This window comes from Buchnera aphidicola (Pentalonia nigronervosa), assembly GCA_014622685.1.
In the GTDB taxonomy this organism is placed as follows: Bacteria; Pseudomonadota; Gammaproteobacteria; order Enterobacterales; family Enterobacteriaceae; genus Buchnera; species Buchnera aphidicola_BD.
Genome location: CP061275.1, coordinates 391,490 through 412,019, shown reverse-complemented (window position 1 = coordinate 412,019; position 20,530 = coordinate 391,490). Strand labels below are relative to the sequence as shown.

Annotated in this window: 36 protein-coding genes; 35 read left to right on the top strand and 1 reads right to left on the bottom strand. The window is 31.2% G+C overall.

Annotated elements, in window-relative coordinates:
• Positions 1–27: 27 nt before the first annotated feature.
• The 35 genes from tusD (at position 28) to rplQ (ending at position 19,485) form a co-directional block, all read left to right on the top strand.
• Positions 28–414, top strand: coding sequence for a sulfurtransferase complex subunit TusD (gene tusD, locus ICW73_01815; protein QNS01706.1), 387 nt, complete (start codon positions 28–30; stop codon positions 412–414).
• Between the two features lie 18 nt (positions 415–432).
• A complete protein-coding gene (gene tusC / locus ICW73_01810; protein QNS01705.1) occupies positions 433–792 on the top strand; it encodes a sulfurtransferase complex subunit TusC in 360 nt (119 codons plus the stop codon).
• Between the two features lie 11 nt (positions 793–803).
• A complete protein-coding gene (gene tusB, locus ICW73_01805) occupies positions 804–1,091 on the top strand; it encodes a sulfurtransferase complex subunit TusB (protein ID QNS01704.1) in 288 nt (95 codons plus the stop codon).
• A 118-nt stretch (positions 1,092–1,209) separates the two neighbouring features.
• Positions 1,210–1,584, top strand: coding sequence for a 30S ribosomal protein S12 (rpsL, locus tag ICW73_01800; GenBank protein QNS01703.1), 375 nt, complete (start codon positions 1,210–1,212; stop codon positions 1,582–1,584).
• A 65-nt stretch (positions 1,585–1,649) separates the two neighbouring features.
• Entirely contained in the window at positions 1,650–2,120 is a 471-nt protein-coding gene (gene rpsG / locus ICW73_01795; protein ID QNS01702.1) for a 30S ribosomal protein S7, read from the top strand.
• Between the two features lie 115 nt (positions 2,121–2,235).
• Positions 2,236–4,344 (top strand): elongation factor G, encoded by a 2,109-nt coding sequence (gene fusA, locus ICW73_01790; protein QNS01701.1) that lies wholly within the window; start codon positions 2,236–2,238, stop codon positions 4,342–4,344.
• 64 nt (positions 4,345–4,408) lie between these two features.
• Entirely contained in the window at positions 4,409–5,593 is a 1,185-nt protein-coding gene (gene tuf / locus ICW73_01785) for an elongation factor Tu (GenBank protein QNS01700.1), read from the top strand.
• Positions 5,594–5,908: 315 nt separating this feature from the next.
• Complete coding sequence (rpsJ, locus tag ICW73_01780) at positions 5,909–6,220, top strand: 30S ribosomal protein S10 (GenBank protein QNS01699.1); 312 nt, start codon at positions 5,909–5,911, stop codon at positions 6,218–6,220.
• Between the two features lie 31 nt (positions 6,221–6,251).
• Positions 6,252–6,881, top strand: a complete 630-nt coding sequence (gene rplC, locus ICW73_01775) for a 50S ribosomal protein L3 (GenBank protein QNS01698.1) — start codon at positions 6,252–6,254, stop codon at positions 6,879–6,881.
• A 17-nt stretch (positions 6,882–6,898) separates the two neighbouring features.
• Entirely contained in the window at positions 6,899–7,504 is a 606-nt protein-coding gene (gene rplD, locus ICW73_01770) for a 50S ribosomal protein L4 (protein ID QNS01697.1), read from the top strand.
• Positions 7,501–7,803: a 50S ribosomal protein L23 gene (rplW, locus tag ICW73_01765; GenBank protein QNS01696.1), complete on the top strand. Its 303-nt coding sequence runs from the start codon at positions 7,501–7,503 to the stop codon at positions 7,801–7,803. Before rplD ends, rplW begins: the two co-directional genes overlap by 4 nt.
• 14 nt (positions 7,804–7,817) lie before the next feature.
• A complete protein-coding gene (gene rplB, locus ICW73_01760; protein ID QNS01695.1) occupies positions 7,818–8,639 on the top strand; it encodes a 50S ribosomal protein L2 in 822 nt (273 codons plus the stop codon).
• A gap of 17 nt (positions 8,640–8,656) precedes the next feature.
• Entirely contained in the window at positions 8,657–8,935 is a 279-nt protein-coding gene (rpsS, locus tag ICW73_01755) for a 30S ribosomal protein S19 (protein QNS01694.1), read from the top strand.
• Between the two features lie 17 nt (positions 8,936–8,952).
• Entirely contained in the window at positions 8,953–9,285 is a 333-nt protein-coding gene (gene rplV / locus ICW73_01750) for a 50S ribosomal protein L22 (protein ID QNS01693.1), read from the top strand.
• A 19-nt stretch (positions 9,286–9,304) separates the two neighbouring features.
• The gene (rpsC, locus tag ICW73_01745) at positions 9,305–10,006 is read left to right on the top strand and encodes a 30S ribosomal protein S3 (protein ID QNS01692.1); all 702 of its coding nucleotides are present in this window, start codon (positions 9,305–9,307) and stop codon (positions 10,004–10,006) included.
• A 20-nt stretch (positions 10,007–10,026) separates the two neighbouring features.
• Positions 10,027–10,437, top strand: coding sequence for a 50S ribosomal protein L16 (gene rplP, locus ICW73_01740; protein QNS01691.1), 411 nt, complete (start codon positions 10,027–10,029; stop codon positions 10,435–10,437).
• Complete coding sequence (gene rpmC, locus ICW73_01735) at positions 10,437–10,634, top strand: 50S ribosomal protein L29 (GenBank protein QNS01690.1); 198 nt, start codon at positions 10,437–10,439, stop codon at positions 10,632–10,634. The genes rplP and rpmC overlap by 1 nt, the downstream gene beginning before the upstream one ends.
• Complete coding sequence (gene rpsQ / locus ICW73_01730) at positions 10,634–10,885, top strand: 30S ribosomal protein S17 (protein ID QNS02106.1); 252 nt, start codon at positions 10,634–10,636, stop codon at positions 10,883–10,885. Before rpmC ends, rpsQ begins: the two co-directional genes overlap by 1 nt.
• Positions 10,886–10,990: 105 nt before the next feature.
• A complete protein-coding gene (gene rplN / locus ICW73_01725) occupies positions 10,991–11,359 on the top strand; it encodes a 50S ribosomal protein L14 (protein QNS01689.1) in 369 nt (122 codons plus the stop codon).
• Positions 11,360–11,386: 27 nt separating this feature from the next.
• A complete protein-coding gene (gene rplX / locus ICW73_01720; protein ID QNS01688.1) occupies positions 11,387–11,698 on the top strand; it encodes a 50S ribosomal protein L24 in 312 nt (103 codons plus the stop codon).
• A gap of 17 nt (positions 11,699–11,715) precedes the next feature.
• Positions 11,716–12,255: a 50S ribosomal protein L5 gene (rplE, locus tag ICW73_01715; GenBank protein QNS01687.1), complete on the top strand. Its 540-nt coding sequence runs from the start codon at positions 11,716–11,718 to the stop codon at positions 12,253–12,255.
• Between the two features lie 14 nt (positions 12,256–12,269).
• Positions 12,270–12,575: a 30S ribosomal protein S14 gene (gene rpsN / locus ICW73_01710; protein QNS01686.1), complete on the top strand. Its 306-nt coding sequence runs from the start codon at positions 12,270–12,272 to the stop codon at positions 12,573–12,575.
• A 32-nt stretch (positions 12,576–12,607) separates the two neighbouring features.
• Complete coding sequence (rpsH, locus tag ICW73_01705) at positions 12,608–13,006, top strand: 30S ribosomal protein S8 (GenBank protein ID QNS01685.1); 399 nt, start codon at positions 12,608–12,610, stop codon at positions 13,004–13,006.
• Positions 13,007–13,019: 13 nt separating this feature from the next.
• Positions 13,020–13,556, top strand: a complete 537-nt coding sequence (gene rplF / locus ICW73_01700) for a 50S ribosomal protein L6 (protein ID QNS01684.1) — start codon at positions 13,020–13,022, stop codon at positions 13,554–13,556.
• Between the two features lies 1 nt (position 13,557).
• A complete protein-coding gene (gene rplR / locus ICW73_01695) occupies positions 13,558–13,923 on the top strand; it encodes a 50S ribosomal protein L18 (protein ID QNS01683.1) in 366 nt (121 codons plus the stop codon).
• A gap of 16 nt (positions 13,924–13,939) precedes the next feature.
• Positions 13,940–14,443 (top strand): 30S ribosomal protein S5, encoded by a 504-nt coding sequence (gene rpsE / locus ICW73_01690; protein QNS01682.1) that lies wholly within the window; start codon positions 13,940–13,942, stop codon positions 14,441–14,443.
• Positions 14,444–14,453: 10 nt separating this feature from the next.
• Positions 14,454–14,633 carry a 50S ribosomal protein L30 gene (gene rpmD / locus ICW73_01685; GenBank protein ID QNS01681.1) on the top strand — a complete coding sequence of 60 codons (180 nt, stop codon included), beginning with the start codon at positions 14,454–14,456 and terminating at the stop codon, positions 14,631–14,633.
• 2 nt (positions 14,634–14,635) lie between these two features.
• Positions 14,636–15,070: a 50S ribosomal protein L15 gene (gene rplO / locus ICW73_01680; GenBank protein ID QNS01680.1), complete on the top strand. Its 435-nt coding sequence runs from the start codon at positions 14,636–14,638 to the stop codon at positions 15,068–15,070.
• A gap of 10 nt (positions 15,071–15,080) precedes the next feature.
• Positions 15,081–16,400 (top strand): preprotein translocase subunit SecY, encoded by a 1,320-nt coding sequence (gene secY / locus ICW73_01675; protein QNS01679.1) that lies wholly within the window; start codon positions 15,081–15,083, stop codon positions 16,398–16,400.
• A 32-nt stretch (positions 16,401–16,432) separates the two neighbouring features.
• The gene (rpmJ, locus tag ICW73_01670) at positions 16,433–16,549 is read left to right on the top strand and encodes a 50S ribosomal protein L36 (GenBank protein ID QNS02105.1); all 117 of its coding nucleotides are present in this window, start codon (positions 16,433–16,435) and stop codon (positions 16,547–16,549) included.
• Between the two features lie 78 nt (positions 16,550–16,627).
• A complete protein-coding gene (rpsM, locus tag ICW73_01665) occupies positions 16,628–16,984 on the top strand; it encodes a 30S ribosomal protein S13 (GenBank protein ID QNS01678.1) in 357 nt (118 codons plus the stop codon).
• Positions 16,985–16,999: 15 nt separating this feature from the next.
• On the top strand, positions 17,000–17,389 hold the full coding sequence (gene rpsK / locus ICW73_01660; GenBank protein ID QNS01677.1) for a 30S ribosomal protein S11: 390 nt from the start codon (positions 17,000–17,002) through the stop codon (positions 17,387–17,389).
• Between the two features lie 25 nt (positions 17,390–17,414).
• Positions 17,415–18,035: a 30S ribosomal protein S4 gene (rpsD, locus tag ICW73_01655; protein QNS01676.1), complete on the top strand. Its 621-nt coding sequence runs from the start codon at positions 17,415–17,417 to the stop codon at positions 18,033–18,035.
• A 26-nt stretch (positions 18,036–18,061) separates the two neighbouring features.
• Entirely contained in the window at positions 18,062–19,051 is a 990-nt protein-coding gene (gene rpoA, locus ICW73_01650; protein QNS01675.1) for a DNA-directed RNA polymerase subunit alpha, read from the top strand.
• 44 nt (positions 19,052–19,095) lie between these two features.
• Positions 19,096–19,485: a 50S ribosomal protein L17 gene (rplQ, locus tag ICW73_01645; protein ID QNS01674.1), complete on the top strand. Its 390-nt coding sequence runs from the start codon at positions 19,096–19,098 to the stop codon at positions 19,483–19,485.
• 100 nt (positions 19,486–19,585) lie between these two features.
• Here rplQ and ICW73_01640 read toward each other — a convergent pair whose 3' ends face one another.
• A complete protein-coding gene (locus tag ICW73_01640) occupies positions 19,586–20,530 on the bottom strand; it encodes a methionyl-tRNA formyltransferase (GenBank protein ID QNS01673.1) in 945 nt (314 codons plus the stop codon).

Sequence of the window (20,530 nt, the reverse complement as noted above, 5' to 3'; positions counted from 1 at the left end):
TAAAATTTTTTTGGTAAATTATGAAATATGAATTTTACTATATTGGTTATGGGTGCTGCTTATGGCACGCAGAATGCTAGCACTGCATTTTTATTTTGTCAGTCTTTAGTTACAACTAAACATAAATTATATAGTGTATTTTTCTATTGTGATGGTGTTTTAAACGCTAATAAAATGAATACACCTGCTTCTGATGAGTTTAATTTAACTAAGGCTTGGCAAGAATTAAGTAAAAAATATTATGTAAATCTATATGTTTGTATTGGATCTGCTTTTAGACGAGGTGTAACGAATAATGTAACTATGAATAATGTAAATGATAAGCAAAATAATTTAGCAATTGGTTTTCAGTTGAGCGGGCTAGTTGAATTAGCTTATTCAATCAAAATTTGTGATCGAATAGTACAATTTTAATATTTTATTTTAATTTTTATGAAAGAAATTGCATTTGTTTTTTCTCATGCACCGCATGGAACCAGTCTTGGAAGAGAAGGATTAGATGCTATCTTTAGCATTTCCTCTATCATTAACAAGATAAGTGTATTTTTTATCAATGATGGTGTTTTTCAAATACAAAAAAATATTGGATCAGAAAATATTTTGTCTCGCGATTATACAGCCGCTTTTCCTATTTTGTCTTTATACGACATTAAAGATTTATATTGTTGTAAATTGTCATTAATACAAAGAGGGTTAAGTTTACAACATAATTTTATATTAAATGTAAACATATTAGACGTAGATTTGTTACGATTGAAATTAGATAGTTATGATGCAATTATAAATTTTTAAGGTAAATTAAGATGCTACATGTTTTAATGAAATCTCCTTTTGAGACTAATTTTTCTCTTATCATGAATATGTTAAAAGAAACAGATGATTTTTTAGCATTGCAAGACGGCGTATTAATTGCGTTAATTGATAATGTTTTTTTAAAAAAATTAATATGTTCTTCAGCAAAATTATACATTATTCGAGAAGATGTTTATGCTCGAGGAATCAACAAAAACATTTCTAAAAAATTTACGTTAATCAGTTATATTCATTTCGTGTCACTAACAATTAAACATAAAACACAAATGACTTGGTAAATTTTTTCTGAGTTATTTAATCTTATCTTCCAATTCTAAAAAAATTACATAATAGCATTTTAATTTTATATTATGTTTATAATTTCAAAACACATGTAAAAATAGGAGTATTATTTATATGGCCACAGTTAATCAATTGGTCCGAAAATCTCGTTCACGAAAAGTAATAAAAAGTAACGTTCCTGCTTTGAATGGTAATCCTCAAAAAAGAGGTGTGTGCACACGCGTTTATACTACTACACCTAAAAAACCTAATTCAGCATTAAGAAAAGTATGTCGCGTTCGATTAACAAATGGTTTTGAAGTGACCGCATATATAGGTGGTGAAGGTCATAATTTACAAGAGCATTCTGTGGTTTTAATGCGAGGTGGACGTGTAAAAGATTTACCTGGCGTACGATATCATATTGTCAGAGGATCATTAGATTGTGCTGGTGTTAAAGATAGAAAAAAAAGTAGATCAAAATATGGAGTCAAGAAAGTAAAAGTTTAAAGTATTGTGCAATGGCAATATTGTCTTATTATATTTTTATGTTTCAATTGGAAAAGGGTTTTATTATGTCACGTCGTCGTATCGTTCATATTCGAAAGATATTACCAGATCCAAAATTTTCTTCAGAACTATTAGCTAAATTTATAAATATTTTAATGATTGATGGAAAAAAATCTATTGCAGAAGCGATTGTATATACTGCATTAAAATTATTATCTCAGCGTACACATAAAACAGAAATAGAAGTATTTGAATTAGCTTTAGAGCATGTACGTCCAATAGTAGAAGTCAAATCTCGTCGTGTTGGTGGATCAACGTATCAAGTTCCTGTAGAAGTACGTCCAGTTAGAAGAAATGCCTTAGCCATGCGTTGGATTGTAGAATCTGCACGAAAGAGACTGGACAAATCAATGGCGTTACGTTTATCTAATGAATTATACGACGCTTTAGAAAATAAAGGAGCATCAGTGAAAAAAAAAGAAGAAGTGCATCGTATGGCAGAAGCGAATAAAGCATTTGCTCATTATCGTTGGTAAATTGTATGAAAATTTAGATTCTTTTAAATTGCTTTTTGAATTATATCAAAGAGATTATCTTAAATAAGCTCATCAAGCTTCATTTTTTAAAATATAAACATGTAAGAGAATGATCATGTCTCGTATTACTCCCATTTCTCAGTATCGCAATATTGGAATTAGTGCTCATATAGATGCAGGAAAAACTACCACGACTGAAAGAATCTTATTTTATACAGGAATTAATCATAAGATTGGTGAGGTGCATGACGGAGCAGCTACCATGGACTGGATGGAACAAGAACAAGAACGAGGCATTACAATTACGTCAGCATCTACTACTGCTTTTTGGAGTGGCATGGCAAAACAATTTAAGTCGCATCGCATTAATATTATTGATACTCCAGGTCATGTTGATTTTACTATTGAAGTCGAACGTTCTATGCGCATTTTAGATGGTGCTGTTATGGTGTATTGTGCAGTCGGTGGAGTTCAACCTCAGTCAGAAACAGTATGGCGTCAAGCAAATAAATATAATATTCCACGAATAGCATTCGTTAATAAAATGGATCGTATAGGTGCAAACTTTTTACACGTAGTAAATCAAATGCGAACACGATTAGGTGCAAATCCTGTACCTTTACAGTTACCTATTGGTGCAGAAGAAAAATTTTCTGGTGTTGTGGATTTAATTAAAATGAAAGCGATTTATTGGCAGGAATCAGATCAAGGTATAACTTTTATCTATAATGATATTCCTGGTGAAATGATTGCATTATCAGAACAGTGGCATCAAAATTTAATTGAATCTGCAGTAGAGTCCAATGAACATCTTATGGAAAAATATTTAAATGGAATTGTGTTATCTGAAAGCGACATCAAATGTGCATTAAGGGAACGATCACTGAGCAACGAGATTGTGCTTATAACTTGTGGCTCTGCTTTTAAAAACAAAGGTGTGCAGACATTATTAGATTCAATTATTGAGTATCTTCCTGCACCTAATGATATTCAAAATATACATGGAGTTGTAAGTAAAAATATTGATGTTCCTGAAATAAGAATATCAGATGATAATGCACCCTTTTCCGCGCTAGCGTTTAAAGTGGCTAATGATCCATTTGTGGGTAATTTAACTTTTTTTCGCGTATATTCAGGTATAGTAAAATCTGGAGATACTGTCTTGAATTCTACAAAATCAAAACGAGAACGATTTGGTAGAATTGTACAAATGCATGCAAATAAGAGAGAAGAAATTAGAGTGGTACATGCAGGAGACATAGCAGCAGCTATTGGATTAAAGGATGTTACTACTGGTGATACTTTATGCGATTTGAACAATCCTATTATTTTAGAACGTATGGAATTTCCTGAACCAGTTATTTCAATTTTTGTAGAACCTAAAACAAAAGTCGATCAAGAGAAAATGGGAATTGCATTAAATCGTTTAGCAAAAGAAGATCCATCCTTTCGAGTACGGACTGACGAAGAATCCAATCAAACAATTATTTCGGGAATGGGTGAATTACATTTAGAAATTATTATTGATCGTATGAAACGTGAATTTAATGTTGATGCAAATGTCGGTCAACCTCAAGTAGCATATCGTGAAACAATTCTAGACAATGTACAAAATGTTGAGGGAAAATATATTAAACAATCTGGTGGTCGGGGTCAATATGGCCATGTTGTTATTGAGTTATTTCCATTAACATCAGGAAATGCAGGATATACTTTTATTAATGATATAAAAGGAGGGGTAATACCAAATGAATTTATTTCTGCAATTGATAAAGGAATTCAAGAGCAATTAAAATCTGGTCCTTTAGCAGGGTATCCTGTTGTCAATATAGGTGTACGTCTTTACTTTGGGTCTTACCATGACGTTGATTCATCAGAGTTAGCTTTTAAGTTAGCTGCTTCGATAGCATTTAAAAATGGTTTTAAAAAAGCACGTCCAATTTTATTAGAGCCAATTATGAAAGTAGAAGTTGAAACACCAGATGATTATATGGGAGATGTTATAGGTGATTTAAATCGACGAAGAGGAGTAATTGAGGGTATGCAAGATTTAATTATTGGAAAAATTATTAAAGCTTGCGTTCCATTATCTGAAATGTTCGGATATGCTACTGATTTACGTTCTCAAACACAAGGACGAGCATCATATTCTATGGAATTTTTAAAGTATACGGAAGCTCCTGCTAATATCGCTAACATGATTATTGAAAAACGGGAAAAATAAAATTTTATTATAGAATATATATAATAATTTTTTTTAAAAAATATCTTGATTAAGGAAGTATATTATGTCTAAAGAAAAATTTAAACGTTTAAAACCTCATATAAATGTAGGAACAATTGGTCACGTAGATCACGGAAAAACGACATTAACTGCGGCTATTACAACTGTTTTATCAAAGAAATATGGTGGTTCTGCACGTGCTTTTGATCAAATTGATAATGCACCAGAAGAAAAAGCGCGGGGTATTACTATCAATACTTCACATGTAGAATATGATACGGAATTTAGACATTATGCTCATGTAGATTGTCCTGGTCATGCAGATTATATCAAAAATATGATTACTGGAGCTGCGCAAATGGATGGTGCAATTTTAGTAGTTGCAGCAACTGATGGACCTATGCCGCAAACACGTGAACATATTTTACTTGGTAGACAAGTGGGTGTGCCGTATATTGTTGTGTTTCTTAATAAATGTGATATGGTTAATGATGAAGAATTATTAGAATTAGTTGAAATGGAAGTTCGTGATTTATTAACACAATATGATTTTCCTGGAGATGATACTCCTATTATTCGCGGATCTGCTTTGAAAGCACTTGAAGGCGCACCGGAATGGGAAGAGCAAATTTTTAATTTATCTAAGTGTTTAGATAATTACATTCCAGAACCTAAAAGAGCAATAGATCAACCTTTTTTATTGCCAATAGAAGACGTGTTTTCTATTTCAGGACGGGGTACAGTAGTAACTGGACGTGTTGAAAGAGGTATTATTAAAATTGGTGAAGAAGTAGAAATTGTAGGTATTAAAAAAACGACTAAAACTATTTGTACTGGCGTTGAAATGTTTAGAAAATTATTGGATGAGGGACGTGCAGGAGAAAATGTAGGTATATTATTACGTGGTACAAAACGTGATGAAATTGAACGTGGTCAAGTATTATCAAAACCAGGTAGTATTCATCCTCATACGACATTTGAATCTGAAGTATATGTGTTATCTAAAGAAGAAGGCGGTCGTCATACACCATTTTTTAAAGGTTATCGTCCTCAATTTTATTTTCGTACAACTGACGTAACAGGTTCAATTGAGTTACCAAAAGATGTTGAAATGGTTATGCCCGGAGATAATGTAAAGATGACTGTAACTTTAATTAATCCGATCGCAATGGCTGATGGATTACGATTTGCAATACGCGAAGGAGGTCGTACAGTTGGCGCAGGAGTAGTTTCAAAAGTATTAACGTAATACTTAAAAAATTGATCAGATTTTTTTATATTGGCACCTTGAGTTGAATTTATTAAGAAAAGAGTATAGAATGCTCTTTTCTTGATTATTTATATGATATATTGATAATATGTTTTTGTACTCATATAACTATAATACAATAAAATCATAAATATATATTATAATATTTTTATTTCTATATATATTAAATTTGTATAACATTCCTGTGATCATCAGGATTACATACTGTATTAGTTACATCTACTCTCCTTGTTTCATATTTATGAGAGAAGGTAAATTTTTCATTTTTATATATAATATTGGAGTTCTGGTCTAATGCAGAACCAAAGAATTCGCATTCGTTTAAAAGCTTTTGATCATAGATTAATTGATCAATCTACTACCGAAATTGTCGAAACAGCTAAAAGAACTGGAGCACAAGTGCGTGGCCCCATTCCTCTTCCTACACGTAAAGAACGTTTTACTATTTTAATATCTCCACATGTAAATAAAGATGCACGAGATCAATATGAAATTCGTACGCATAAGCGCTTAATTGACATAGTTGAACCTACAGAAAAAACTGTTGATGCACTTATGCGATTAGATCTTGCTGCTGGTGTTGATGTACAAATCAGCTTGGGATGACATAGTTATATAGACATATAAAGGTGTTAATATGATTGGTTTAGTTGGAAAGAAATTAGGCATGACGCGTATTTTTACTCAAGAAGGAACAGCAATACCTGTTACAGTAATTGAATTACAAGAAAATAGAATCACACAAGTAAAAAGTATGAATACCGATTTTTATCATGCAATTCAAATTACTACTGGAGTGAAGAAAAAAAATAAGTTAAAAAAACCTCAAGCAGGTCATTTTTTAAAATCAGGTGTTGTTCCTGGACGTGGATTATGGGAATTTCGAATTTCTCAAAATTTAAATTTTAACGTTGGTGAAAATATTCAAATAAATATTTTTAAAAATGTAAAAAAAGTCGATGTTACAGGTATTTCAAAAGGAAAAGGATTTTGTGGTACTGTAAAACGTTGGAATTTTCGCACTCAGGACGCAACACATGGAAATTCGTTGTCTCATAGAGTTCCTGGTTCTATTGGTCAAAATCAAACACCCGGTAGAGTTTTTAAAGGAAAAAAAATGGCAGGTCAATTGGGAAACAATCGAGTTACGATACAAAATTTAAATGTAATTAAAATTGACGAAAATAAAAATCTCATTTTAGTAAAAGGAGCGGTTCCAGGCGCAACTGGGAGCGATATTATTGTTAAACCGGCTGTAAAAATTTGAGGAATAAGGAGTAAAATATGGAATTAGCCGTGAAAGACATTCAAGGTGTTATTAATGTTTCTGCAAATATTTTTGATTGCGACTTTAATCAATCTCTCATTCATCAGGTAGTTGTTGCATATTCTGCATCTAATCGTCAAGGCACAAAAGCGCAAAAAAGTCGAGCGGAGGTATCCGGTTCTGGTAGAAAGCCATGGAAACAAAAAGGAACAGGTCGTGCACGAGCAGGATCTTTTCGAAGCCCAATTTGGCGCTCTGGTGGAGTGACATTTGCGGCTAAATCAAAAGAATATAGTCAAAAAATTAATAAAAAAATGTATCGCGGTGCTTTAAAAAGCATTTTTTCTGAATTAGCGCGTAAAAAACGATTAATAGTTTTTGAAGATTTTTCATTGAAAATGCCTAAAACGAAAATGTTAATTAAAAAATTACAAGATGAAAATTTAAATAAAGTTTTCATTATTACAGAAAAAGATGATAAGAATCTTATTCTTGCTTCAAGAAATTTATATTTTGTAAAAGTAAAAAATGTTTATTCAATTGATCCAATTAGCTTAATTAATTTCGAAAATGTTGTTATAACAATTAAAGCAATTAAAAAAATTGAGGACATTCTTTCATGATATCTGAAGAACGATTGCTTAAGGTATTACTTGCACCGCATATATCTGAAAAAGCATCTATATCAGTCGACAAATTTAATACTGTTGTTTTAAAAGTTGCGAAAAATTCGACTAAACACGAAATTAACAATGCAGTAAAAAAAATATTTAATATAGAAGTGGATAGTGTAACAACCTTAAACATAAAAGGTAAGAGAAAACGTCAATCTAATCGCACTATTAAGCAAAAAAATTGGAAAAAAGCATATATAAAAGTCAAAAAAGGACATAATATAGATTTTATAAAACAATCCGAGTAATTGGAGAATCAAGAATGACAATTGTGAAATGTAAACCAACATCTCCAGGTCGTCGTCATGCGATAAAAGTTGTTAATAAAAAATTGTATACTGGCAGACCATATTCTTTACTTTTGACTAAAAATACTAAAAGCGGTGGTCGTAATAATGTTGGAAGAATTACGACGCGTCATATTGGAGGTAGACATAAAAGAGCATATCGAATAATAGATTTTAAAAGAAATAAAGATAATATAGAAGGCGTGGTAGAGCGATTTGAATATGATCCTAATCGTTCTTCTAATATTGCTTTAATTTTGTATAAAGATGGTTTAAGAAAATATATTTTAGCTCCTAAAAATTTAAAAATAGGTGATGTAATTTCATCTGGATTAAATGTTCCTATAAAAATAGGAAATACGTTACCAATTATAAAAATACCCATTGGTTCTATTGTGCACAATGTAGAGATGAGACCTGGAAAAGGCGGTCAAATAGCTCGTTCGGCAGGTAGTTATGTTCAAGTAGTAGCATGTAATGAACAGTATGCTACTTTACGATTACGATCTGGTGAACTAAGAAAAACTGAATCTAATTGCAGAGCTACTATAGGAGAAGTAGGTAATGCAGAACATATGTTAAAAGTTTTGGGAAAAGCTGGAGCGTCGCGTTGGATAGGAAGACGCCCAACTGTTCGAGGAACAGCTATGAACCCTATTGATCATCCTCATGGGGGTGGTGAAGGGAAAAATTTTGGTAAACACCCGGTAACGCCATGGGGAATACAAACTAAAGGAAAAAAAACTAGACGAAATAAACGTACTGAAAAGTTTATTTTAAATCATTGTCGTAAATAATTATATAGGTTAATTTTATGCCACGTTCTCTTAAAAAAGGTCCTTTTATTGATGTTAGTTTATTTAAAAAAGTAGAAAAAGCAATAGCATGTAATAATAAAAAACCTATAAAAACTTGGTCGCGACGTTCAACAATTTTTCCGAATATGGTAGGTTTGACAATATCTGTGCATAATGGTCGTCAACATATTCCAATTTTTGTGACCGAAGAAATGGTAGGTCATAAATTAGGAGAATTTTCTGTAACACGTACTTATAGAGGACACAGTGCTGACAAAAAAATTAATAAACGTTAACAAAAAAGAGGTAAAAAATGGAAACTTTTGCGCGACACCTGCAAGTTCGTTCTTCAGCTCAAAAAATTCGTTTAATTACAAATTTAATACGTGGAAAAAAGGTTTTGCAAGCATTAAATATTTTAAAATTTTCTAAAAAAAAATCAGCGAATATTGTAAAAAAAGTGCTTTCATCAGCTATAGCGAATGCAGAACATAATAATGGTTCTGATATAAATATCTTAAAAATAAAAAATGTTTTTGTTAATGAAGGTTCAACAATAAAACGTATGATGCCACGTGCGAAAGGTCGTGCGGATCGTATTTTAAAACGCACTAGCCATATTACTGTTATTGTATCTGATTGTTAACATTTCAGGAGAATAAATAATGGGTCAAAAAGTACATCCCCATGGCATGCGACTAGGTATAGTAAAAAAATGGAATTCAGTGTGGTTTGCAAATACTAAAGAGTTTTCTAATTATTTATACAGTGATCATCAAGTCCGTCAATTTTTAACACAAGAATTATCAAAAGCATCTATTTCTCGTATTGTTATCGAAAGACCTGCTAAAAGTATTCGTATTACAATTTATACTGCTAGACCAGGAATTGTTATTGGAAAAAAAGGTGAAGATGTTGAAAAACTCAGGATTGCCATTGCAAAAATCACTTCTGTACCGGTTCAGATTAACATATCTGAGGTGCGCAAACCAGAATTAGATGCTAAACTGGTTTCAGATAATATTACATCTCAATTAGAACGCAGAGTTATGTTTCGAAGAGCTATGAAACGATCGGTACAAAACGCTATACGACAAGGTGCAAAAGGGATAAAAGTTGAAGTTAGTGGTCGTTTAGGAGGAGCAGAAATTGCACGAAGAGAATGGTATCGAGAAGGTAGAGTTCCATTGCATACCATGCGTGCAGATATTGATTATAGTACTTCAGAAGCGTATACCACATATGGAGTTATCGGGGTAAAGGTGTGGATTTTTAAAGGTGAAATATTAGGTGGTATGACAGAAATTGAAAAATTAGAAAAACTACCTATAAAAACAAAAAAGCAACATCGTAAATACCGTAAGTAAAATATAAGGAGATTAGAGAGATGTTGCAACCGAAACGTACTAAATTTAGAAAAATGCATAAAGGTCGTAATCGTGGTTTATCAAATAGTACCGAGATACATTTTGGATCTTTTGGCCTTCAAGCAATTGATCGTGGACGTTTAACTGCTCGTCAAATTGAGTCTGCACGTCGCGCAATCACTCGTTGTATCAAGCGACAAGGCAAAGTTTGGATTCGTGTTTTTCCTGATAAACCTATTACTCAAAAGCCATTAGAAGTAAGAATGGGTAAAGGAAAAGGTAATGTTGAATATTGGGTAGCCTTAGTTCAACCAGGTAAAATTCTTTATGAAATAGATGGAATTACAGAACAAGAATCGAGAGCGGCATTTAAATTAGCTGCAGCAAAATTACCAATTAAAACAACTTTTTTAATTAAGACAATAATGTAATGAAAACAATTATAGAATTTCGTAAAAAAAATATAAATGATCTTAAAGTAGAATTATTACAGTTGTTGCGAGAACAATTTAATTTACGCATGCAGTCAGTGTCTGGCAAGTTAAAACAACCGCATTTATTACGCAACGTGCGAAAAAATATTGCACGAATAAAAACTTTATTGACGGAAAAGGAAAATGTTTTATGATAGATAAGATTCGTACTTTGCAAGGTCGAATTATTAAAAATAAAATGCAAAAATCTGCAATTGTAGCTATTGAGCGTTTTGTAAAACATGCAATTTATAAAAAATTTGTTAAACGCACTACTAAAATTCATATTCATGATGAAAAAAATATATGCAATGTTAATGATATTGTAGAAATTTGTGCATGTCGTCCCATTTCTAAGACAAAATCTTGGAAATTAGTGCGAATTATTGAAAAAGCAATTGTTTAGCAAATATATGTATTGTATAAGAAAATGTAATTTTTTATATGGTGAAAATGATTTATATTTTATTATAATCAATTTTTTAAATAAAATTTTTGGAACACAAAATTTATGATTCAAGTACAAACTATCTTAAAAGTATCTGATAATTCTGGTGCGCGTTCTGCGATGTGCATTAAAGTATTAGGTGGTTCACGTCGTCGATATGCTAATATTGGTGATATAATTAAAATTGCAGTTAAAGAAGCGATTCCAAGAGGAAAAGTAAAAAAAGGAGAAGTGTTAAAAGCAGTAATCGTTAGAACAAAGAAAGGGGTGAGACGTTCTGATGGTTCTATAATTCGTTTTGATAGCAATTCATGTGTAGTTTTAAATAATAATGAACAGCCGATTGGTACTCGTATTTTTGGGCCTGTAACTCGTGAACTTAGAACGGAAAAATTTATGAAAATTATTTCATTAGCTCCAGAAGTATTATAGTGCAATAAATATTAAAGGAACATAAACATGGCATCAAAATTACGTTATAATGATAACATTATCATTTTAACAGGAAAAAATAAAGGTAAAACTGGTTCGATTAAAAGTTTTTTGTCTTTTGATAAAGTAATTATTAATCACGTAAATTTAGTAAAAAAACATCAAAAACCAATTCCATCTCAAAATAAAAGTGGTAGTATCATCGAAAAAGAAGCTCCTATTCATGTGTCAAATATTGCTATCTTTAATTCTGAAACTAAAAAGTCCGATCGTGTTGGATTTAGATACGAAAAAGGAAAAAAAGTTCGTTTTTTTAAATCTAATGGCAAATTGATTTAATACATAGGAATATGGACATGACAACGTTATACAATTATTATAAATTAAAAGTCGTTAACGATCTTATGACTAAATTAAATTTAAGTTCTGTTATGCAAGTTCCTAAAATTGATAAAATCACTTTAAATATGGGTGTAGGTGCAGCCGCAAATGATAAGAAAGTACTTAATTACGCTGTTTTAGATTTAACGGCAATATCTGGTCAAAAACCATTAATTACTAAAGCTCGTAAATCTATTGCTAGCTTTAAGATTAGAAAAGGTTATCCGATTGGTTGTAAAGTAACATTGCGTGGTCAAAGAAAATGGGATTTTTTTGAACGATTAATTACAATTGCTATTCCTCGTATTCGTGATTTTCGAGGTTTATCAAAAAATGCATTTGATGGTCAAGGAAATTATAGTTTAGGAATCAGAGAACAAATTATTTTCCCAGAAATTGATTACGATAAAATCGATCGTGTACGTGGTTTAAATATAACTATTACCACAACTGCTAAGTCTGATAATGAAGGTCATTTATTATTATCATCTTTTAATTTTCCTTTTCGCAAATAAAAAAAGGTTATTTTATGGCTAAACAATCGATGAAAGCACGCGAGTTAAAACGTGTAAAATTAGCTAATAAATTTTATGCACAACGTATTGAGTTAAAAAAAACAATTTCTAATATATTTTTATCAGAATCAGAACGATGGATGGCAGTTTTAAAATTACAAACATTTCCTCGTGACTCTAGTCCTTCCCGTCAAAGAAATAGATGTCGTCAAACTGGTCGACCGCATGCATTTTTACGTAAGTTTGGACTGAGTCGAATGAAAGTAAGAGAAGCTGCTATGAAAGGTGAAATTCCGGGTTTAAAAAAATCTAGTTGGTAAAATTTAATTTTTCGGATATAGGAAGATCAAAAATGAGTATGCAAGATCCGATAGCAGATATGTTAACTCGTATTCGAAATGGTCAATCAGCTAATAAGTGTTCTGTTTTATTACCTTCTTCTAAATTAAAAATATCAATTGCCAAATTACTGAAACAAGAAGGTTATATTAAAGATTTTCAAGTCAAAAAAAACTCTGATTATAAATCAAGATTAGAGATAATTTTAAAATATTTTAAAGGAAAATCTGTTATAGAACTGATTACACGTGTCAGTCGACCTAGTTTACGGATATATGTTAAAAAAAATAAATTACCTAAAGTTATGTCTGGTTTAGGAGTAGCTGTTATTTCTACTTCTAAAGGAATTATAACTGATCGTATAGCACGACAAATGGGTTTAGGCGGTGAAGTTATTTTTTATATAGCATAAAAATGGAGAAAATATGTCTCGTATTGCTAAACGTCCAATTGTTGTTCCTGAAGATGTTGATGTAAAATTGAATTTACAATTAATATTTGTTCAGGGAAAATATGGTCATCTTTCACGCATGATCCATCCTTCAGTTGAAGTTAAATATTCAAAAAATAAAATATTTTTTTTACCGCGTTTAGAATTTTCTGATAGTTGGGCGCAGGCAGGTACATCTAGATCTTTAGTAAATTCTATGGTTTTAGGTGTGTCGAAGCAATTTAATAAAAAATTACAACTTTCTGGAATAGGATATCGTGTTTCGATAAGCGAAGGTAATATTATTAATATGTTTTTAGGTTATTCTCATCCCATTATATATCATCTTCCGAAAGGAATTCATGTAGAAATTACTTCAACAACAGAGATTAATATTACTGGTATAGATAAACAATTAGTAGGTCAAGTTGCAGCTAATTTACGTTTTTATCGTATACCAGAACCATATAAAGGGAAAGGAATTCGTTATTCTAACGAAATAGTTCGCATAAAAGAGGCCAAAAAAAAGTAAAATGATGTTTTTCAGAAATAAAAAAATAATTTCTCGTATACGGCGATCTAATAAAACACGAAAAAAAATTCAAAACTTAGGTGTAGTGCGGTTAACAGTGCACCGTACCTTACGTCATATTTATGCTCAGATTATTTCTTCGGAATTTAAAGTATTAGCTTGTGCATCTACAGTAGAAAAAAAAATACGATGCGGTTTAAAATATACTGGTAATAAAGAAGCTGCTTTTATAATAGGAAAAACAATTGCAGAAAGAGCTTTATTAAAAAAAATACGTCATGTCTCTTTTGATCGATCTGGTTTTAAATATCATGGTCGTGTAAAAGAATTAGCAGAATCTGCGCGAAGTTTTGGACTAAAGTTTTGAGGTGATAAATTATATCATGGCTATGATTGAAAAAAAAAATAATATTGAATTAAAAGAAAAATTAATTACAGTAAATCGCGTTTCTAAAACAGTTAAAGGTGGTCGTATATTTTCATTTACAGCATTAACTGTTGTCGGAAATGGTAAAGGACGTGTTGGTTTCGGTTATGGAAAAGCTCGTGAAGTGCCAGCTGCAATTCAAAAAGCAATGGAGCAAGCAAAACGTAACATGATTACAATACCCTTAGTAAATAAAACTTTACAATATGCTTTAAAGGGTACACATACCGGATCAAACGTATTTATGAAACCTGCTTCAGACGGAACGGGAATTATTGCGGGAGGGGCAATGCGTGCAGTATTAGAAGTAGCAGGAGTGCATAATGTTTTGGCCAAAACGTATGGTTCTACTAATCCAATAAATGTGGTGCGTGCAACTATGGATGGTTTAAGTAATATGAAATCTCCAAATATGATTGCAGCTAAAAGAAATAAACAAATTTATGATATATTAGGATAAATTTTATTAAATGAAAAAAATCAAAATTACTCAGATTAAAAGTGCTATTGGAAGGTTACCTAAACATAAAAAAATTTTAAATGGATTGGGTTTGCGTCATATTGGACATGCTGTCGTACGTCAAGATACACTTTCAATTCGAGGTATGATAAATAAAATTGCGTATATTTTGAATGTTCAAGAGGTATAAATATGTATTTGAATACTTTATCACCGGCTTATCGATCTCGAAAAAGTCGAACACGACTAGGAAGAGGCATTGGTTCAGGTTTTGGTAAAACTGCCGGTCGGGGTCATAAAGGTCAAAAATCCAGATCTGGTAGTAGAATTCGTCGAGGTTTTGAAGGTGGTCAAATGCCTTTGTACAGAAGATTACCTAAATTTGGTTTTAATTCACGAAAAAAAAATTTTGTTGCTGAAGTACGTCTATCAGAAATAGAAAATTTATCGAATTCTATTATTGATCTTGATACTTTAAAAAAAAAGAACATCATCCGTAAAAATATCAAACATGTAAAAATAATTTTCTCAGGAAAGATAAATCGTTCATTAAAGATTCGAGGTTTGCTGGTGACTAAAGGCGCTCGTTCTGAAATTGAAAAATTTGGTGGTATAATTGAAGGATAATCAGTAAATAATGATTAAACAATTCGAATTAGCACTTAAACATACTCAAAAAAATTTTAATGAATTAAAACAAAGAATTATTTTTTTAATAGTAGCATTGATTATTTTTAGATTTGGTTCTTTTATTCCTATTCCTGGAATTGACACTACGATTTTATCGAAAATATTAAACGATCGACAAGGTACTATTATTGATATGTTTAATATCTTTTCTGGCGGCGCGTTAAGTCGTGCGTCTATTTTTGCTTTAGGTATTATGCCTTATATATCTGCCTCTATTATTATTCAATTATTGACATTAGTAATACCGTTTTTGTCTGAAATTAAAAAAGATGGCGAATCGGGTCGGCATAAAATTAATCAATATACTAGATATGCCACATTAATATTATCTGTATTTCAATCTATTGGTATTGTTAGCAGTTTATCTCATATATCAGTAATGAAACAGATTATTGTTCATGTTGATTGGTGTTTTTATTTTGTTGCAATTATCAGTTTAATAACTGGTACGATGTTTTTAATGTGGTTAGGCGAGTTAATTACAGAACGAGGTATCGGAAATGGTATTTCTATTATCATTTTCGTAGGAATAATATCAGGTTTGCCTGCATCTATAGCTCATACTATTGAACAAACTAGACAAGGTGAGTTAGGTATTTTTTTATTTTTTTTTGCTATATTATTAATTTTTTTGGTGGTTTTTTTTGTTGTTTTTATTGAAAAAGGTCAAAGAAAAATAATTGTGCATTATGCTCAACGTTACCACGGTCGACGTACTTATATCGCTCAAACGTCTCATTTGCCTCTAAAAATTAATATGTCAGGAGTTATGCCAGCTATTTTTGCTTCTAGTCTTATTCTCTTTCCTATAACAATTGTATCATGGTTTGGTATTGGTAATAAATGGATTTTTTTAAAGAAAATTATATATTATTTGCAACCTAATCAACCATTGTACATAATATTATATGCGCTTTCCATAATATTTTTTTGCTTTTTTTATACAAGTTTAGTTTTTAATCCGCGAGAAACAGCGGATAATTTAAAGAAGTCAGGTGCATTTATTACAGGTATTCGACCAGGCGAACAAACAGCTAAGTATATTAAAAGAATAATGTTAAAATTAACTGGAATAGGATCATTATATATTGTATTCATTTGTTTGATACCAGAATTTATGCGTAGTATTATGAATGTTCCGTTTTCATTTGGCGGCACTTCTTTATTAATTGTAGTTGTCGTGATTATGGATTTTATTACACAGATTCAAACGTTAGTTATGTCTGGTAAATACGATTCTGTTTTAAAAAAAGCTAATTTTAATTGATAAATTCAAATTATGAAATTATTGGAAAAGATATGAAAGTACAAGCTTCGGTAAAAATTCTTTGTCGACATTGCAGAATTATAAAACGCAATAATGTTGTTCGAGTTATTTGTAAAATTGATCCTAAACATAAACAACGTCAAGGGTAATTTTTTATTAAATAATTGACATAGATAAAATACATAAAATATGGTCTTTTATATTATAATTAATTGTAGGATTTTTATATGGCACGTATTGCAGGTATTAACATTCCTGAAAATCAGCATACTATAATTGCATTAACTGCAATCTATGGTATCGGAAAAAAATTATCTCAAGCAATTTGTTTAGCAGCAAATGTTCCTGTATCGGCGAAAATTATGGATTTAAATATAGAACAAATTGAATTATTACGAGAGCATGTTTCAAAATACGTGATTGAAGGGGATTTAAGAAGAAAAAAAACTTTAAATATAAAACGTTTAATTGATTTGGGTTGTTATCGTGGTCTACGTCATCGACGACATCTTCCAGTGCATGGACAGCGAACTAAAACTAATGCCAGAACTTGCAAAGGACCGCGAAAAGCAATAAAAAAATAATTTAGGTAATTAAATATGGTAAAAAATTTAGCCCGCGCACGAAAACGCGTAAAAAAACAAATTTTAGATGGTATTGCACACATTCATGCGTCTTTCAATAATACTATTGTGACTATTACAGATCGACAAGGAAATGCTTTAGGCTGGGCGACTTCTGGTGGATCTGGTTTTCGAGGATCACGCAAATCAACTCCTTTTGCTGCACAAATTGCAGCAGAACGCTGTGCAGAAATAGTGAAAGATTATGGCATAAAAAATTTAGAAGTCATGGTAAAAGGACCGGGTCCAGGTAGAGAATCTACTATTCGTGCTTTAAATGCCTCTGGATTTCGTATTACAAATATTACTGATGTTACTCCTATTCCACATAATGGTTGCCGTCCACCTAAAAAACGTCGTGTATAAATTTTTAGAATCATTGGAGAAAATAATGGCAAAATATTTAGGCCCAAAGTTAAAATTAAGTCGACGTGAAGGTACTGATCTGTTCTCTAAATCAGGATTACGGTCAATAGATTCTAAATGCAAATTAGAGCAATCACCTGGACAACATGGAAATAGAAAACCAAGATTATCTGATTATGCAATTCAATTGCGCGAAAAACAAAAAGTAAGACGATTGTATGGCGTGTTAGAACGTCAATTTAGAATATATTATAAAATAGCTGCTCGTGTTAAAGGTAATACTGGGGAGAATTTATTACAATTATTGGAAAGTAGATTAGATAACATAGTTTATCGTATGGGATTTGGTTGTACACGTGCTGAATCGCGACAATTGATCAATCATAGATCTATTTGTGTAAACGAAAAAATTGTTGATATTGCTTCGTATCATGTATCACCGTGTGACCGAGTTTCGGTGCGAGAGAAAGCACGAAATCAATCACGTATCAAGGCTTCTCTCGAATTAGTTGATCAGCGAGAAAAACCAATATGGTTAGAAGTCAATGTTTCTAAAATGGAAGGTGTTTTTAAAACATTTCCTGCACGTTCTGATTTATCTTCAGAAATTAATGAACATTTAATTATTGAACTTTATTCTAAGTAAAAATCTGTTATTGAAGAGAGAGTAGCATGCAGAATTCTATCAATGATTTTTTGAAACCCAGATTAGTTGATATTGAACAAATTAGTACTACTCACACTAAAGTAACTTTAGAACCATTAGAAAGAGGGTTTGGTCATACACTTGGAAATGCATTACGCAGAATTCTTCTTTCTTCTATGCCTGGATGTGCAGTAACAGAAGTTGAAATTAATGGCGTACTTCACGAATATAGTACTAAAGAGGGCATACAAGAAGATGTTTTAGAAATATTGTTAAATTTAAAAGGGTTAGCTATAAAACTACATGGAAAAAATGAGGTTTTGATCACTTTAAAAAAATCAGGTATCGGTGTAGTTACTGCGGCAGATATTGTACATAACAGTGATGTTGAAATTATTAGACCAGATCATGTTATTTGTCATGTAACCGATGAACATGCTTCCATTGACATGAGAATAAAAGTAAAACGCGGAAGAGGGTATGTTCCTGCTTCGTCTCGTATGCATGTAGAAGATGATTCAAGACGTATTGGTTGTTTATTAGTAGATGCGTGTTATAGTCCTATAGATCGTATTTCGTACAACGTAGAAGCTGCACGTGTAGAACAAAGAACTGATTTAGATAAATTGGTTATTGAAATGGAAACAAACGGTACTATTGATCCAGAAGAAGCCATTAGACGTGCAGCAACTATTTTAGCGGAACAGTTGGAAGCATTTGTTGATTTAAGAGATGTCTGTGAACCTGAAGTAGAAGAAAAAAAACCAGAATTTGATCCTATTTTATTACGTCCGGTAGACGATTTAGAGCTTACAGTTCGATCTGCAAATTGTCTAAAAGCAGAATCTATACATTACATTGGTGATTTAGTACAAAAAACAGAAGTCGAATTGTTAAAAACACCAAATTTGGGAAAAAAATCTTTAACAGAAATTAAAGATATATTAGCGGCTCGAAATTTATCTCTAGGTATGAAATTAAATAGTTGGCCGCCATCAAATATTGTAGAAGAATAATCTAAATATTGTCTAGTAACATAAAATATATAAAAGGTAAATCTATGCGTCATCGTTGCAGAGGTCGCCAATTAAATCGTAAAAGTGAACATCGTCGTTTAATGTTAAAAAATATGGCATGTTCTTTATTTTTAAATGAGATCATTAAAACAACATTATTTAAAGCAAAAGAGTTGCGTGGTATTGTAGAGCCAATGATTACATTATCTAAAATAGATACCGTTGCACACAGACGATTAGTATTTTCTCGTATTCGGAATAATGAAGTAGTAGTAAAATTATTTAAATGTTTAGGCCCTATGTTTTTTAATCGATTAGGTGGTTATACGCGTATTTTAAAATGTGGTTTTCGGGTTGGAGATAAAGCGCCAATGGCTTATGTTGAATTGGTCAATCGTGTGAAAAAAAAGGATATTAAAAATATTACTAAGTAACAAATTTTTTTAAATAAATCTTAATAAAATATTTTTTTGTTATTTCAGATAGATTGTTTTTATATAAAGCAAACGGAATAAATACCGTTTGCTCATGTTTTTAAATAATTGTACCTAATTTAAACCATGTTTTTTTTGATTTAAGTATTTTTTGAATATCTATAATATTTTTTCCAGGAAATTGTATTTTTTCAATATTTAATATTTTATGCGATGTATTTATTTGAATGCCTTGTTTGTTAAAAGACACAATTTCTCCTATTGAAACATTAGCTAATGTATGTTTTATTACGCTAGCTTTCCAAACTTTTATGATATTTTTTTGAACTATAAAGTAACAAATAGGCCATGGATTAAATGCGCGTATTAATCGTTCTAATTGTTTAGCTTCTAATTTCCAATTTAGTAAAGCGTCTTGCTTAAAAATTTTTTTCGATGTAGTAGCATTTTCTTCATTTTGTTTGCGTTTGATGACATTATTATATTGAATTTTTTTTAAAGCTTCCAATAATGTGCATATGCCAATTTTTTTTAATTTTTCAGATAAGCTAAATGTTGTGTCGGTTGGCGAGATATCACATTTTCTTGAATGTATTATATCACCATGATCAAGTTTTTCATCCATATAAATGATGCTAATACCTGTTTCTTTATCGCCGTTTAAAATAGATGATTGAATTGGTGTCGCCCCTCTCCATCTTGGTAAAAGTGAAGCATGGACATTAATGCATCCTTTTGAGAACATAGTAAGAATGTTTTTAGGTATTATTCTTCCATATGCAACAACAATCATTATGTTTGCATGTAATTGTGATATTTTTTTTTGAAACTGTTCTTCATGCAGATTAGATGGTTGTAATAGTGGGATATTATATTTGATAGACAATAATTTTATAGGTGAAAAAATAATTTTTTGTCCTCGTCCACACGGACGATCTGGTTGAGTAATAATAGACACGACATTATATGATAGATTTAATAACGATAATAAATGTTGTGCAGAAAAATGTGAAGTTCCAGCAAAAATAATTTTTAATATTTCCAA

Excerpts from the sequence above, each read along its gene's own strand:
- tusD (QNS01706.1), top strand. The coding sequence starts at position 28 with ATGAATTTTACTATATTGGTTATGGGTGCTGCTTATGGCACGCAGAAT.
- tusC (QNS01705.1), top strand. The coding sequence starts at position 433 with ATGAAAGAAATTGCATTTGTTTTTTCTCATGCACCGCATGGAACCAGT.
- tusB (QNS01704.1), top strand. The coding sequence starts at position 804 with ATGCTACATGTTTTAATGAAATCTCCTTTTGAGACTAATTTTTCTCTT.
- rpsL (QNS01703.1), top strand. The coding sequence starts at position 1,210 with ATGGCCACAGTTAATCAATTGGTCCGAAAATCTCGTTCACGAAAAGTA.
- rpsG (QNS01702.1), top strand. The coding sequence starts at position 1,650 with ATGTCACGTCGTCGTATCGTTCATATTCGAAAGATATTACCAGATCCA.
- fusA (QNS01701.1), top strand. The coding sequence starts at position 2,236 with ATGTCTCGTATTACTCCCATTTCTCAGTATCGCAATATTGGAATTAGT.
- tuf (QNS01700.1), top strand. The coding sequence starts at position 4,409 with ATGTCTAAAGAAAAATTTAAACGTTTAAAACCTCATATAAATGTAGGA.
- rpsJ (QNS01699.1), top strand. The coding sequence starts at position 5,909 with ATGCAGAACCAAAGAATTCGCATTCGTTTAAAAGCTTTTGATCATAGA.
- rplC (QNS01698.1), top strand. The coding sequence starts at position 6,252 with ATGATTGGTTTAGTTGGAAAGAAATTAGGCATGACGCGTATTTTTACT.
- rplD (QNS01697.1), top strand. The coding sequence starts at position 6,899 with ATGGAATTAGCCGTGAAAGACATTCAAGGTGTTATTAATGTTTCTGCA.
- rplW (QNS01696.1), top strand. The coding sequence starts at position 7,501 with ATGATATCTGAAGAACGATTGCTTAAGGTATTACTTGCACCGCATATA.
- rplB (QNS01695.1), top strand. The coding sequence starts at position 7,818 with ATGACAATTGTGAAATGTAAACCAACATCTCCAGGTCGTCGTCATGCG.
- rpsS (QNS01694.1), top strand. The coding sequence starts at position 8,657 with ATGCCACGTTCTCTTAAAAAAGGTCCTTTTATTGATGTTAGTTTATTT.
- rplV (QNS01693.1), top strand. The coding sequence starts at position 8,953 with ATGGAAACTTTTGCGCGACACCTGCAAGTTCGTTCTTCAGCTCAAAAA.
- rpsC (QNS01692.1), top strand. The coding sequence starts at position 9,305 with ATGGGTCAAAAAGTACATCCCCATGGCATGCGACTAGGTATAGTAAAA.
- rplP (QNS01691.1), top strand. The coding sequence starts at position 10,027 with ATGTTGCAACCGAAACGTACTAAATTTAGAAAAATGCATAAAGGTCGT.
- rpmC (QNS01690.1), top strand. The coding sequence starts at position 10,437 with ATGAAAACAATTATAGAATTTCGTAAAAAAAATATAAATGATCTTAAA.
- rplN (QNS01689.1), top strand. The coding sequence starts at position 10,991 with ATGATTCAAGTACAAACTATCTTAAAAGTATCTGATAATTCTGGTGCG.
- rplX (QNS01688.1), top strand. The coding sequence starts at position 11,387 with ATGGCATCAAAATTACGTTATAATGATAACATTATCATTTTAACAGGA.
- rplE (QNS01687.1), top strand. The coding sequence starts at position 11,716 with ATGACAACGTTATACAATTATTATAAATTAAAAGTCGTTAACGATCTT.
- rpsN (QNS01686.1), top strand. The coding sequence starts at position 12,270 with ATGGCTAAACAATCGATGAAAGCACGCGAGTTAAAACGTGTAAAATTA.
- rpsH (QNS01685.1), top strand. The coding sequence starts at position 12,608 with ATGAGTATGCAAGATCCGATAGCAGATATGTTAACTCGTATTCGAAAT.
- rplF (QNS01684.1), top strand. The coding sequence starts at position 13,020 with ATGTCTCGTATTGCTAAACGTCCAATTGTTGTTCCTGAAGATGTTGAT.
- rplR (QNS01683.1), top strand. The coding sequence starts at position 13,558 with ATGATGTTTTTCAGAAATAAAAAAATAATTTCTCGTATACGGCGATCT.
- rpsE (QNS01682.1), top strand. The coding sequence starts at position 13,940 with ATGGCTATGATTGAAAAAAAAAATAATATTGAATTAAAAGAAAAATTA.
- rpmD (QNS01681.1), top strand. The coding sequence starts at position 14,454 with ATGAAAAAAATCAAAATTACTCAGATTAAAAGTGCTATTGGAAGGTTA.
- rplO (QNS01680.1), top strand. The coding sequence starts at position 14,636 with ATGTATTTGAATACTTTATCACCGGCTTATCGATCTCGAAAAAGTCGA.
- secY (QNS01679.1), top strand. The coding sequence starts at position 15,081 with ATGATTAAACAATTCGAATTAGCACTTAAACATACTCAAAAAAATTTT.
- rpmJ (QNS02105.1), top strand. The coding sequence starts at position 16,433 with ATGAAAGTACAAGCTTCGGTAAAAATTCTTTGTCGACATTGCAGAATT.
- rpsM (QNS01678.1), top strand. The coding sequence starts at position 16,628 with ATGGCACGTATTGCAGGTATTAACATTCCTGAAAATCAGCATACTATA.
- rpsK (QNS01677.1), top strand. The coding sequence starts at position 17,000 with ATGGTAAAAAATTTAGCCCGCGCACGAAAACGCGTAAAAAAACAAATT.
- rpsD (QNS01676.1), top strand. The coding sequence starts at position 17,415 with ATGGCAAAATATTTAGGCCCAAAGTTAAAATTAAGTCGACGTGAAGGT.
- rpoA (QNS01675.1), top strand. The coding sequence starts at position 18,062 with ATGCAGAATTCTATCAATGATTTTTTGAAACCCAGATTAGTTGATATT.
- rplQ (QNS01674.1), top strand. The coding sequence starts at position 19,096 with ATGCGTCATCGTTGCAGAGGTCGCCAATTAAATCGTAAAAGTGAACAT.